Source organism: Streptococcus sp. CF7_Ac1-8, from assembly GCF_024295435.1.
GTDB classification, from domain to species: Bacteria; Bacillota; Bacilli; order Lactobacillales; family Streptococcaceae; genus Streptococcus; species Streptococcus mitis_AP.
This window is the reverse complement of the sequence record NZ_JANCPI010000001.1, coordinates 18,310-31,191: the sequence shown is the minus strand read 5'-3', so window position 1 is coordinate 31,191 and position 12,882 is coordinate 18,310. Positions and strand designations below refer to the sequence as shown.

The 12,882-nt window shown below is 40.8% G+C and carries 10 protein-coding genes; 4 read left to right on the top strand and 6 right to left on the bottom strand.

What is annotated here, in order from left to right:
- Window positions 1-121: 121 nt before the first annotated feature.
- The 4 genes from ylqF (at window position 122) to xerS (ending at window position 4,937) form a co-directional block, all read left to right on the top strand.
- Window positions 122-973, top strand: coding sequence for a ribosome biogenesis GTPase YlqF (ylqF, locus tag NMM26_RS00145; RefSeq protein ID WP_000201307.1), 852 nt, complete (start codon window positions 122-124; stop codon window positions 971-973).
- Window positions 960-1,739 carry a ribonuclease HII gene (locus NMM26_RS00140; RefSeq protein WP_000201107.1) on the top strand — a complete coding sequence of 260 codons (780 nt, stop codon included), beginning with the start codon at window positions 960-962 and terminating at the stop codon, window positions 1,737-1,739. The genes ylqF and NMM26_RS00140 overlap by 14 nt, the downstream gene beginning before the upstream one ends.
- Window positions 1,740-1,755: 16 nt before the next feature.
- On the top strand, window positions 1,756-3,306 hold the full coding sequence (locus NMM26_RS00135; protein ID WP_000392572.1) for a ClC family H(+)/Cl(-) exchange transporter: 1,551 nt from the start codon (window positions 1,756-1,758) through the stop codon (window positions 3,304-3,306).
- Between the two features lie 560 nt (window positions 3,307-3,866).
- On the top strand, window positions 3,867-4,937 hold the full coding sequence (gene xerS / locus NMM26_RS00130) for a tyrosine recombinase XerS (RefSeq protein WP_000817849.1): 1,071 nt from the start codon (window positions 3,867-3,869) through the stop codon (window positions 4,935-4,937).
- A 73-nt stretch (window positions 4,938-5,010) separates the two neighbouring features.
- Here xerS and NMM26_RS00125 read toward each other — a convergent pair whose 3' ends face one another.
- The 6 genes from NMM26_RS00125 to NMM26_RS00100 all read right to left on the bottom strand — a co-directional run bounded on the left by NMM26_RS00125 (window position 5,011) and on the right by NMM26_RS00100 (window position 12,880).
- Window positions 5,011-6,000: a lipoate--protein ligase gene (locus tag NMM26_RS00125; protein ID WP_000873981.1), complete on the bottom strand. Its 990-nt coding sequence runs from the start codon at window positions 5,998-6,000 to the stop codon at window positions 5,011-5,013.
- Between the two features lie 61 nt (window positions 6,001-6,061).
- Complete coding sequence (gene lpdA / locus NMM26_RS00120) at window positions 6,062-7,765, bottom strand: dihydrolipoyl dehydrogenase (RefSeq protein WP_254753749.1); 1,704 nt, start codon at window positions 7,763-7,765, stop codon at window positions 6,062-6,064.
- Between the two features lie 45 nt (window positions 7,766-7,810).
- Complete coding sequence (locus tag NMM26_RS00115; RefSeq protein WP_000752715.1) at window positions 7,811-8,854, bottom strand: dihydrolipoamide acetyltransferase; 1,044 nt, start codon at window positions 8,852-8,854, stop codon at window positions 7,811-7,813.
- A gap of 534 nt (window positions 8,855-9,388) precedes the next feature.
- Entirely contained in the window at window positions 9,389-10,381 is a 993-nt protein-coding gene (locus tag NMM26_RS00110; RefSeq protein WP_000448731.1) for an alpha-ketoacid dehydrogenase subunit beta, read from the bottom strand.
- 15 nt (window positions 10,382-10,396) lie between these two features.
- Window positions 10,397-11,365 (bottom strand): thiamine pyrophosphate-dependent dehydrogenase E1 component subunit alpha, encoded by a 969-nt coding sequence (locus NMM26_RS00105; RefSeq protein ID WP_000105367.1) that lies wholly within the window; start codon window positions 11,363-11,365, stop codon window positions 10,397-10,399.
- Window positions 11,366-11,518: 153 nt separating this feature from the next.
- A complete protein-coding gene (locus NMM26_RS00100) occupies window positions 11,519-12,880 on the bottom strand; it encodes an MATE family efflux transporter (protein WP_000284943.1) in 1,362 nt (453 codons plus the stop codon).
- Window positions 12,881-12,882 lie beyond the last annotated feature (2 nt).

Genomic DNA, 12,882 nt, shown 5'->3' with positions numbered 1-12,882 from the left:
GGTAGATTTCTATGTAATTAAACAAGAACTGTTTGGACATCATTTGAAAACTCTCTATGTTCAAGCTATAGTAAAATAAAATAAGTTCTCTAAACCCTTGCTACGAAAGGAAAAAAACTCAATGGCTACTATTCAATGGTTTCCTGGTCACATGTCTAAAGCACGTCGACAGGTGCAGGAAAATTTAAAATTTGTTGATTTTGTAACGATTTTGGTGGATGCACGCTTACCTCTATCTAGTCAAAATCCTATGTTGACAAAGATTGTTGGCGACAAACCAAAACTCTTGATTTTAAACAAGGCAGACTTGGCTGACCCAGCAATGACCAAGGAATGGCGCCAGTATTTTGAATCACAAGGAATTCAGACGCTAGCTATCAACTCCAAAGAGCAAGTGACTGTAAAAGTTGTAACAGATGCGGCCAAGAAACTCATGGCGGATAAGATTGCTCGCCAGAAGGAACGCGGCATCAAGATTGAAACCTTGCGTACCATGATTATTGGGATTCCCAATGCTGGTAAATCAACTCTCATGAATCGTTTGGCTGGTAAGAAAATTGCTGTTGTCGGTAATAAACCAGGTGTGACAAAAGGACAACAATGGCTCAAAACCAATAAAGACCTAGAAATCTTGGATACACCGGGGATTCTCTGGCCTAAGTTTGAGGATGAAACTGTTGCTCTTAAGTTGGCCTTGACTGGAGCTATCAAAGACCAGCTGCTTCCTATGGATGAGGTAACTATTTTTGGTCTCAATTATTTCAAAGAACATTATCCAGAAAAGCTGGCCGAACGCTTCAAACAAATGAAAATTGAAGAAGAAGCGCCTGTTATTATTATGGACATGACCCGCGCCCTCGGTTTCCGAGATGACTATGACCGCTTTTACAGTCTCTTCGTGAAGGAAGTCCGCGATGGCAAACTCGGTAACTATACCTTAGATACATTGGAAGACCTCGATGGCGACGATTAAAGAAATCAAAGAACTTCTTGCAACGGTCAAGGATTTAGAAAGTCCTGTTTTTTTAGAACTTGAAAAGGATACTCGCTCTGGAGTTCAAAAGGAGATCAGCAAGCGTAAAAAAGCCATTCAAGCTGAATTAGATGAGGATCTTCGTTTGGAATCCATGCTTTCTTATGAAAAAGAACTTTACAAGCAAGGATTGACCTTGATAGCAGGTGTTGATGAGGTCGGCCGTGGTCCTCTGGCTGGGCCTGTAGTCGCTGCAGCTGTTATTTTACCTAAAAATTGTAAGATTAAAGGCCTAAATGACAGCAAGAAAATTCCTAAAAAGAAACATCTAGAAATTTATCAAGCCGTCCAAGACCAAGCCTTATCAATCGGCATTGGAGTCATAGATAATCAGGTCATCGACCAAGTCAATATCTATGAAGCGACCAAATTAGCCATGCAGGAAGCAATTTCCCAGCTCACTCCTCAACCTGAGCATCTCTTGATAGATGCCATGAAACTGGAGTTGCCGATTTCACAAACCTCCATCATTAAAGGAGATGCAAACTCTCTCGCCATTGCAGCAGCTTCCATAGTAGCAAAAGTGACACGTGATGCATTGATGAAGGAATACGATCGGCAGTTCCCTGGCTATGATTTCGCTACTAATGCAGGATATGGAACAGCTAAACACCTGGAAGGACTCGAAAAACTAGGAGTTACCCCAATTCACCGAACCAGCTTTGAACCCGTTAAGTCACTGGTCTCAGGAGAAAAAGAAAGTTAAGTTAGAAGGAATGATTATGGAGGAACAGTCAGAAACACTCAGCTCCAAGAAAGAATTTGCCTTTGCCTCAAGCACCATATTATCCCAAGTTGGACGAGGAATCATCGTCGGTCTTGTCGTTGGGATCATTGTTGGATCTTTTCGATTTTTAATCGAAAAAGGATTCCACCTGATACAAGGACTTTATCAAGATCAAGCGCACCTAGTGCGCAATCTTTTTATCATTGGTCTATTTTATTTAATAGTTTGTTGGCTCAGTGCGAAATTAACTCGATCAGAAAAAGATATCAAAGGTTCAGGAATCCCTCAAGTTGAAGCCGAATTAAAGGGACTCATGACCCTCAACTGGTGGGGAGTTCTTTGGAAAAAATATATTCTAGGAATTCTAGCTATTGCCAGTGGACTCATGCTAGGGCGTGAAGGGCCAAGTATTCAACTTGGAGCAGTTGGTGGTAAAGGTATTGCCAAGTGGCTCAAATCCAGTCCAGTTGAGGAACGTTCCTTGATTGCTAGTGGAGCTGCAGCAGGATTAGCCGCAGCCTTTAATGCTCCGATTGCAGGACTTCTCTTTGTGGTAGAAGAAGTCTATCATCATTTTTCGCGCTTTTTCTGGGTCTCAACTCTCGCAGCTAGTCTCGTAGCAAACTTTGTTTCCCTACTCATATTTGGTCTAACGCCAGTGCTGGATATGCCAGATAACATCCCTCTCATGACACTTGATCAGTATTGGATTTACCTCCTTATGGGAGTTTTTCTTGGACTATCTGGTTTTCTCTATGAGAAAGCTGTGCTCAATGTTGGTAGAGTTTATGACTGGCTTGGTCAAAAAATCCGTTTGGATAGAGCTTATTATCCAATTCTGGCCTTCATTCTCATCATACCAGTGGGGATTTTCTTACCACAAATCCTTGGTGGTGGGAATCAGCTGGTTCTTTCCTTAACTGAGCAAGATTTTAGTTTCCAAGTTCTATTAGTTTACTTTTTGGTTCGCTTTGTTTGGAGCATGATTAGTTATGGAAGTGGCCTTCCAGGAGGAATTTTCCTACCAATTTTGGCGCTTGGCTCCTTACTTGGAGCCCTAGTTGGTGTCATTTGTGTCAATCTTGGACTTGTCAGTCAAGAGCAATTCCCTATATTTGTCATTCTGGGAATGAGTGGCTATTTTGGAGCAATATCTAAGGCACCCTTAACCGCTATGATTCTGGTAACCGAAATGGTAGGAGATATTCGCAATCTCATGCCACTTGGATTAGTAACCCTAGTTGCCTACATCATCATGGATCTACTCAAGGGTGCACCGGTCTATGAGGCTATGTTGGAAAAAATGCTGCCTGAAGAAGCGACAGATGAAGGAGAAGTTACCCTCATTGAAATTCCTGTATCAGACAAAATTGCTGGGAAACAAGTACATGAACTCAATTTACCACACAACGTCCTCATCACAACCCAAGTCCATAATGGCAAGAGCCAAACAGTTAACGGCTCAACCAGAATGTATCTCGGAGATATGATTCACCTAGTTATTCCAAAAAGTGAAATTGGAAAAGTCAAGGATTTGTTGTTATAGGAGTTTTTTACATAATTTATGTTATGTAAAAATAAATTTCTTAATTAAATATATTAGAAAACCGATTCTCAGCAATGAGATCGGTTATTTTTTACAGATAAGATATTTCACATACAAATAATTGAACTTTGGTAAAAATAAGACTATAATCAAGTTAGAAATAATAAAGCATAAAGCTAGAAAGGAGTTTACTGTATCAAATCTGTACAGTAAGATTAAAATCATGAAAAAGAAAACAATAGCAATTATACAATGTATTTTGTATCTCATAGCTCCTTATATAGCTCTTCAGCTATGCAGAATGAACAGAAGTTTCGTTACTGATAATCTCTTTTTTATTTTCTTTATTCTGTTGACTATTTCATTCTGGTTTAGTATTTGGAAACTAGAAAAAGCACTTGATAATGATTCACAATAGAAACTCCAAAGATTTAGATTCGTTTTACACAGGTCTAAGTCTTTTTAAAACTCTATAACATCTTTCCGAAAAACTATAATTTTCTTGAAAAATATATGAGTCTATGCTATACTACTAGTAGACTTATTTATGGAGAAAATACATGAAACGTGAGATTTTACTGGAACGAATCGACAAATTAAAACAAATCATGCCCTGGTATGTTCTGGAATACTACCAATCTAAGCTGGCTGTGCCCTACAGTTTTACAACCCTGTACGAATACCTCAAGGAATACGATCGATTTTTTAACTGGGTTTTGGAGTCTGGTATTTCAAACGCTGATAAAATGTCTGATATTCCTTTATCTGTCTTGGAAAATATGTCTAAGAAAGACATGGAATCTTTTATCCTTTACTTACGTGAACGTCCTTTGCTGAATGCTAATACAACCAAGCAAGGAGTTTCTCAGACAACCATCAATCGGACTTTGTCAGCACTTTCTAGTCTTTACAAGTATCTGACCGAGGAGGTTGAAAACGACCAGGGCGAACCTTATTTCTATCGTAATGTAATGAAGAAAGTTTCAACCAAGAAAAAGAAAGAAACTCTTGCTGCAAGAGCTGAAAACATCAAGCAAAAACTCTTTCTTGGTGATGAAACAGAAGGTTTTCTAACTTATATCGACCAAGAGTACCCACAACAGCTCTCCAATCGAGCTCTCTCATCATTTAATAAGAACAAGGAACGTGATTTAGCAATTATTGCCCTTCTCTTGGCGTCTGGTGTCCGCTTATCTGAAGCTGTTAATCTGGATTTAAGGGATCTCAATCTCAAAATGATGGTTATTGATGTCACTCGAAAAGGTGGCAAACGTGACTCAGTCAATGTCGCTGCCTTTGCAAAACCTTATCTAGAGAATTATCTAGCCATTCGTAATCAACGCTATAAGACAGAAAAAACAGATACAGCCCTTTTTTTGACACTCTACAGAGGGGTTCCCAATCGTATCGATGCTTCCAGTGTGGAAAAGATGGTTGCTAAGTACTCTGAGGACTTCAAAGTGCGTGTAACCCCCCACAAACTACGACATACCCTAGCAACTAGGCTTTATGATGCGACTAAATCGCAAGTTTTGGTTAGCCATCAGCTAGGACATGCCAGTACACAAGTCACTGACCTCTATACCCATATCGTCAATGACGAACAAAAGAATGCTCTAGATAATTTATGAAATACATAAAATAAATTATGTAATATATCATTTTAATAAAAGAAGCTGGTCCTACAACCAACTTCTTTTTGATTTATCCAACTACCGCTTCAGCGATTTCTTCACGGCTAATACCAGCGAAGTAACGTGTAATATCGATAGTTTCTAGGGCTTTAAGGACATCTTCGCGTTCGTATTTGACGCCACGAAGGACATCTTCTACTGCAGCAACGTCTTCAATACCAAAGAAGTCACCATAAATCTTGATATCTTGGATTTTTGATTCGAGAACATTAGCAAAGATTTCCACTTTACCACTGGTGAATTTGGTTCCACGACGGACGTTAAATTCAGGTGACTTACCATAGTTCCAGTCCCAAGTTCCAAACTTAGTATCCTTGATACGATTGATTTCAGCTAATTCTTCCTCAGAAAAAACGTATTCTGTCATTTCTGGGTACTCTTTTTTCATGTATTCCAATAGCAAATCACGGAATTCTTCGACAGTGATTTTTTCTGGTAATTCATTGATAATATTGGTTACACGGGCACGAACCGATTTCACACCTTTTGATTCAAATTTATCTTTTGAAACCTTAAGGGCATTTGCTAGGACTGATAAATCAACGTCAAAGAGCAAGCAACCGTGGTGCATGATACGGCCATTGATATAGGCTTGGGCATTTCCACAGAATTTCTTACCATCAATCTCAAGGTCATTACGACCTGTAAACTCAGCTTTAACCCCAAGTTGAGCCAAAGTATTGATAACTGGAGTTGAGAAGCTCTTAAAGTCAAAGGCCTTGTTTTCATCTTCTTTTGAGATGATCGTGTAGTTTAGGTTATTTAAATCGTGGTAAACAGCTCCACCACCACTGATACGGCGGACCACCTCAATGCCATTTTCGCGAACATAATCACGGTTGATTTCTTCGATAGTATTCTGGTGACGACCAACAATGATAGATGGCTTGTTAATCCAAAGTAGGAAGATTTGATCCTCATCCAAAAGGTGTTTAAAGGCATATTCTTCCAAGGCGATATTAAAAGCGGTGTCGTTTGAATGATTGATAATGTATTTCATGAGATACCTTCTTATACGATAGAGACTGGAAAATATCTTTCCAGTCTATTCTATCTTTCTTTTATTTTTTCTTAGGTGAGTGGATGGCCATTCCTAAAACATCTGCAAATGCTTCGTACATCACTTCAGAGTAGGTTGGGTGTCCGTGGATGGTCTTCAGCATTTCTTCAACAGTGATTTCCATTTCGATAATGCTTGACGCTTCATTGATCAATTCTGCAGCTGCAGGACCGATGATATGAACACCAAGGATTTCTCCGTATTTCTTATCAGCGATGACTTTTACGAAACCTTGAGCTGCATCTGATGCAATGGCACGACCGTTAGCAGCAAAGTTGAATTTACCGATAGCAACATCATATTTCTCACGAGCTTGCTCTTCTGTTAAACCGACTGCTGCTACTTCAGGAAGAGTGTAGATAGCTGCTGGAGTCAAGTTCAACTTAGCAACAGCATGGTTTCCTTTAAGGGCATTTTCAGCGGCAACTTCCCCCATACGGAAGGCTGCGTGCGCTAACATCTTAGTACCATTAATATCACCTGGTGCGTAGATACCTGGAACAGAAGTTTCCATGTATTCGTTGACCTTGATACGACCACGATCCAATTCAAACTCAACCTCTCCAATACCTTCAAGGTCTGGCACACGACCAATTGAAAGAAGAGCTTTGCTTGCGATGATATCATCTTTTCCTTCAACCTTGATACGAAGTTGACCATTTTCCTCGACGATTTCTTGCAGTTTAGTACCAGTCAAGATGGTCATTCCTTTACGCTCAAGGATCAAACGAAGGTTCTTAGAAACTTCAGCGTCCATAGCTGGGACGATACGGTCCATCATTTCGATGACAGTCACTTTTGAGCCAAATGTCATGAAGGCCTGACCGAGTTCGATACCGACAACCCCACCACCGATGATAACAAGACTTTCTGGAACTTCATTCATTTCAAGAATGTCGTCACTAGTCATCACAAGTGGAGATTCCATACCAGGGACGTTGATCTTGCTGACTTTTGAACCACCAGCAAGGATGATTTTTTTAGTTTCAAGCAATTCCGAACCATTTACCAAGACGTTCTTGTCTTTAGTGATGGTACCAATTCCCTTATGAACAGTAACTCCATAACTACGAAGAAGACCTGCAACACCGCCAACCAAAGTATTGACAACTTTAGACTTAGTTTCAAGGAGTTTTTCCATATCTACAGTGAAGTTAGGATTTTCAATCACGATACCACGGTTTGCGGCATGACCGATGTTTTCAATGATTTCAGCATTGTGAAGGTAGGTCTTGGTTGGAATGCATCCACGGTTCAAGCACGTTCCACCAAGTTCAGATTTCTCAACGAGGGCAACCTTACCGCCGAGTTGAGCAGCTTTAATGGCTGCAACATAACCAGCAGGACCTCCACCAATCACAACGATATCAAAGGCATCATCGCTCTTACCATCGTCGTTTGAGGCACTTGCTGTAGGTGCTGGGCTAGCTTCTGGCGCTACCGCTCCAGCTGTTGGGATATTTTCCCCTTCTTCACCAAGGTAACCGATAACTTCCGTTACTGGAACCGTTTCACCGTCCCCTTTGAGGATAGCAATCAAGTAACCATCTTCTTCGGCTTCCAATTCCATGCTGACTTTATCAGTCATGATTTCTAAAAGGATTTCTCCTTCTTTTACAAATTCTCCGACTTTTTTATTCCATTGGACGATTTGTCCTTCTGTCATATCCACGCCGGCTTTTGGCATAATTACTTCTAAGGCCATGTCTTCCTTCCTTTATCTATATCTTAAAAATGAGTACTCTTGTTCTTAAATCAACATTGAGATTGGATTTTCAATCAATTCTTTCAAGTCTTTCATAAACTTAGCACCAGCCATACCATCTACAACACGGTGGTCAATGGTTAATCCTAGACTCATGATTGGGCGAATCACAATTTCACCATTGACGACAACTGGCTTCTCAATTGTCGAACTCACACCAAGGATAGCTGAGTTTGGTTGGTTGATGATCGGACCAAAGGACTGAACACCAAACATTCCCAAGTTACTGATTGTGAAGGTTGAATTTTGAAGTTCACTTGGAGCCAATTTGCCATCCAAGGTACGGCCAATCACATCTTTAAAGGCTACAACCAACTCTGACAAGCTTAGTTTTTCAGCATTGTAAACAACAGGTGTCATCAATCCATTATCCATACCAACTGCCATGGCAAGGTTGACATAGTTGTGAGTGATAATGGTCTTGCCATCTTCTGTCAATGAAGCGTTGATGTATGGGTGTTTCATAAGAGTCTTAACAACCGCAAGTGAAAGAAGGTCTGTTACAGTAGTCTTCTTCCCAGTTGCTTCCATGATTGGCTCCAGAACCTTCTTACGAAGAGCCAACATTTCCGTCATATCAACTTCATAGTTGAGGGTGAAGGTTGGAGCAGTTAGGTAAGATTCAACCATACGTTGGGCAATAACCTTACGCATTGGTGTCATTGGAATACGCTCAATTTCACCGTATGGTGTTACATTATCAGGAACTTCTTCCACTTTTTCAATCTGGGCAGGAGACTTGATGGTATCGTTTTCGATATTTTCAGGAAGCAAGGCTAAAACGTCCTTCTTCATGATTTTACCACGATGACCCGTTCCTTGGATTTCCTGCCAAGCAATATTATGTTCGAGGGCAATTCGTTTTGCAAGTGGCGAAATGCGAACCACGTTTGTGTCTTTATAAGTTTCCACGTCTTCTTTGTGGACACGACCGTTTGCACCTGAGCCAGAAACGTCGTAGAGGTTGATCCCTAAATCATCCGCTAACTTTCTAGCTGCAGGAGTCGCTCTTAGCTTGTCATCAGCCATGACCTCTCCAATTCTAATTATGATACTAAGGGCGTTAAAAGCGACTGAAAAATAGGAAATCTACGCGGGCTTCGATGAAGCCAAGGAGATTTATCTTTTTTCCGAGCTTTTAGCCCGTGTTCAACTCTACAAGTAACTTGGACACGGAACGCGTCTCAAGTTACTACGGTTGCCGCTATCAGGCGGTCAACCTTGTAGACTTACTAAGTCGTTCGTCGAATATTATCGATTCGACTCCCTCCTGTCGCAACTTTGCAAGTAACTTGGATACGTAATGCATCTCAAGTTGCTACGGTTGCCACTATTACGCGGTCAACCTTGTAGACTTACTAATTCATTCGTCGAATATTATCGATTCGACTCTCTCATGTCACAACTTTACAAATAAGTTGGATACGAAATGTATCTCAAGTTATTACGGTCGACGCTATCAGGTGGCCAACCTTGTAGACTTACTATATCTTTCGTCGGTTATTTTCGAACCAACACTTCTTGTGACAAGATACGTCTTTACATAATTTATCTTATGTAATTCTATTCTTTGTTATAGGTTTTACGGATGGCATCTTTGATGCTTTCAACTGTTGGAATCATTGCATTTTCTAGGTTTTGTGCGTAAGGCATTGGCACATCTTCTCCTGCGCAACGGCGGATTGGTGCATCTAGATAGTCAAATGCCTCTGATTCTGAAATAATTGCTGAAATCTCTCCGATATAGCCACTTGTTTTGTGGGCATCGTTGACCAGAACAACCTTACCAGTCTTCTTAACTGAGTTAATAATGATATCCTTATCAAGCGGAACAAGTGTACGTGGGTCAACAATTTCAACAGAAATTCCCTCTTCAGCCAATTCTTCAGCAGCTTGAACCACACGGCGAAGCATTTTTCCGTAAGTAACAACTGTTACATCCGTTCCTTCGCGTTTGATTTCCCCAACTCCAAGTGGAATTGTGTAGTCTGGATCAACTGGCACTTCCCCTTTTTGGTTAAATTCTGACTTGTACTCAAGAATAATAACTGGGTTGTTATCACGGATAGAAGACTTGAGCAGTCCTTTCATGTCAGCAGGTGTACCTGGAGCCACAACCTTAAGTCCAGGAATATGAGTAAACCAAGACTCTAGAGATTGCGAGTGCTGGGCTGCAGAACCAACTCCGTTACCAGCTGCGCATCGAACAGTCACTGGAACCTGACCTTTACCACCAAACATGTAACGAGTTTTAGCAGCTTGGTTAACGATATTATCCATGGCAATAACCGAGAAGTCCATGAAGGTCATATCAACAATTGGACGAAGTCCTGTCATGGCTGCTCCTGCTGCTGCTCCAGAGATAGCAGCTTCAGAAATCGGACAGTCACGAACACGTTCTGGGCCAAATTCTTCAAGCATTCCGACAGAAGTACCGAAGTCTCCTCCGAAGACACCGACGTCTTCTCCCATTAAGAACACATTTTCATCGCGACGCATTTCCTCAGACATAGCAAGGATAATGGTGTCACGGAAGGACATTGTTTTTGTTTCCATTTTATCTCTTTCTCCTTAGTCTGCGTAAATATCTTCAAATGCTGATTCAAGCGGTGGGAATGGACTTTCCTCTGCAAATTTAACAGAAGCTTCTACTGCTTCCTTGACTTGCGCTTGGATTTCTTCCAATTCTTCGGCACTTGCAATGTTATTTTCAATGAGGTACTTGCGAAGGTTTTCGATTGGGTCTTTTTGTTTCCACAATTCCACTTCTTCACGCGTACGATATTTACCAGGGTCAGATGATGAGTGACCAAGCCAGCGATAAGTAACACTTTCAATCAAGACTGGACCGTTGCCACCACGAACATGATCTACGGCTTTCTTAAATCCTTCATAAACGTCGATGACATTGTTTCCATCTTCGATGAACATTCCAGGAATTCCATAAGCAGCGCTACGTTGATGGATATGTTCTACATTAGTCATTTTCTTGATATCCGCAGAGATTCCATAACCGTTGTTGATGCAATAGAAAATGACTGGCAGGTTCCAGATAGAAGCCATATTTACTGCTTCATGGAAAACACCTTCGTTGGTCGCACCATCTCCAAAAAAGCAGACAACGATTTTACCGGTATTTTGCATTTGCTGACTGAGGGCTGCACCGACAGCGATCCCCATACCACCACCTACGATACCATTGGCACCAAGGTTCCCAGCATCAAGGTCAGCGATATGCATAGAACCACCTTTACCTTTACAGGTTCCAGTGTATTTACCAAGGATTTCAGCCATCATTCCATTAAGGTCAATTCCTTTGGCAATAGCTTGTCCGTGACCACGGTGGTTTGAGGTAATTAGATCATCTGGGTTGAGAGCCAACATAGCACCCACGTTAGCTGCCTCTTCTCCAACAGAAAAGTGCGTCATTCCTGGCACTTTCCCTTTCTTTACTAATTGCGCAATTTTTAAGTCCATACGACGGATTTCTTCCATCTTACGGAACATCTCTAGCAAAAGATTTTTATCTAAAGTTGACATCTTCTTGCCTTTCTAAGTTTCTTCTTACCTTACTATTTTACCGTTTTTGGCAAATACTGTCAAAGTTTTTCTTAAGAAAAATTCACAAAATAAAAAAGAAAACCCCATGAAAACAAGGGATTTGCTTACAAAGAATATTTTTTCACAAACTTTTTAGCATTTAGATTTTGCCAAAGATTCAAATCTCTTCATAATCACAGTTAAACGCCAACGGTAGAGAGCCCCACTTATGATTAGACTAATAATCAAACCAATCCAGTAAGAATAAGCTCCAAAATCTGTTAGGGAATCAAAGGCCATAGCTACTGGGATTGCTACACCCCAATAACCAACCAAACCAAGGTAAAAAGGAATCACTGTATCCTTATAACCCCTTAAAATTCCCTGAAGCGGTGCTGCAAAGGTATCTGCTAACTGGAAGAAAAGACTATAAGACAAAAAACTCGCTGTCAAATCGATAAATTCTGGGTCGTTACCATAAAGACTGGCCACATTTCCCCTAAAAATGTAAAGGAAAGATAAGGTGAAGCCTGCAAAAATAAGGGCTGTCCATCTTCCTAGACTAATATAGGTTTTCGCATCATCAAATCGCTTGGCTCCCACTTCATAGGAAACAACAATAGCCATAGCCGATGAGATACTCATAGGAAAGGCGTACATGAGAGTTGAAAAGTTCATAGCTGACTGGTGACTAGCTATTATCAATGAAGAGAACTTAGCCATAATCAAGCCAACCACTGAAAAGATAGCCACTTCCGCGAAGACAGTTCCCCCAATAGGCAGACCCAATCGAACTCCTTCCTTGATTTTATTCATATTAAGTGGAATTCGTTTCTCAAGATGTAGGGCTTTGAGTTTCTCCTGTTTAAATAGAACCAGAACAGAAATTCCCAGCAAGACCCAGTAGGCTAAAGAAGTACCTAAACCAGAACCAGCACCTCCCAGTTCTGGAACACCAAAGGCCCCGAAAATCAAGAGATAGTTAAATCCACTATTGAGAGGAAGCAACAAAAGCATGAGATACATGGACAGTTTGGTCAAGCCCAGCGAATCCAGCAAGGAGCGAATGACACTAAAGAGCAAAAGGGGGATAATCCCGATAGATAAAAACCAGAGATAGCGAACTGCTACTGCCGCCACTGGTGCTTCTAGTCCAAGATGATTCAAGATTGGTGGTGCCAAGAAAAGTACCATCCCCAGCAAGACCATAGATAGTCCCAAAGCCAAATAGATAAATTGGTAAAAATCAGACGCAACTTCTTCCTTTTTACCTCGCCCAAGATGGTGACCAATGATAGGCACCAAGGCTGATACAATACCTGTTAGAAAGGTAAAGAAAGGATTCCAGATACTGGTTGCCATAGACACACCAGCCAAGTCCATGGTGTTGTATTGACCTGTCATAGTCGTATCAACAAAGGAGGCAGAATAATTTGCAAATTGATAAATCAGGATAGGGAAAAATATCTTTAAAAATAAGATAAATTTGTCTTTAAAATGATGGGTTTGGTACATAT

What these genes read in the sequence shown, in the direction of transcription:
- ylqF (WP_000201307.1), top strand. Translation starts at nt 122, where the DNA reads ATGGCTACTATTCAATGGTTTCCTGGTCACATGTCTAAAGCACGTCGA.
- NMM26_RS00140 (WP_000201107.1), top strand. Translation starts at nt 960, where the DNA reads ATGGCGACGATTAAAGAAATCAAAGAACTTCTTGCAACGGTCAAGGAT.
- NMM26_RS00135 (WP_000392572.1), top strand. Translation starts at nt 1,756, where the DNA reads ATGGAGGAACAGTCAGAAACACTCAGCTCCAAGAAAGAATTTGCCTTT.
- xerS (WP_000817849.1), top strand. Translation starts at nt 3,867, where the DNA reads ATGAAACGTGAGATTTTACTGGAACGAATCGACAAATTAAAACAAATC.
- NMM26_RS00125 (WP_000873981.1), bottom strand. Translation starts at nt 6,000, where the DNA reads ATGAAATACATTATCAATCATTCAAACGACACCGCTTTTAATATCGCC.
- lpdA (WP_254753749.1), bottom strand. Translation starts at nt 7,765, where the DNA reads ATGGCCTTAGAAGTAATTATGCCAAAAGCCGGCGTGGATATGACAGAA.
- NMM26_RS00115 (WP_000752715.1), bottom strand. Translation starts at nt 8,854, where the DNA reads ATGGCTGATGACAAGCTAAGAGCGACTCCTGCAGCTAGAAAGTTAGCG.
- NMM26_RS00110 (WP_000448731.1), bottom strand. Translation starts at nt 10,381, where the DNA reads ATGGAAACAAAAACAATGTCCTTCCGTGACACCATTATCCTTGCTATG.
- NMM26_RS00105 (WP_000105367.1), bottom strand. Translation starts at nt 11,365, where the DNA reads ATGTCAACTTTAGATAAAAATCTTTTGCTAGAGATGTTCCGTAAGATG.
- NMM26_RS00100 (WP_000284943.1), bottom strand. Translation starts at nt 12,880, where the DNA reads ATGTACCAAACCCATCATTTTAAAGACAAATTTATCTTATTTTTAAAG.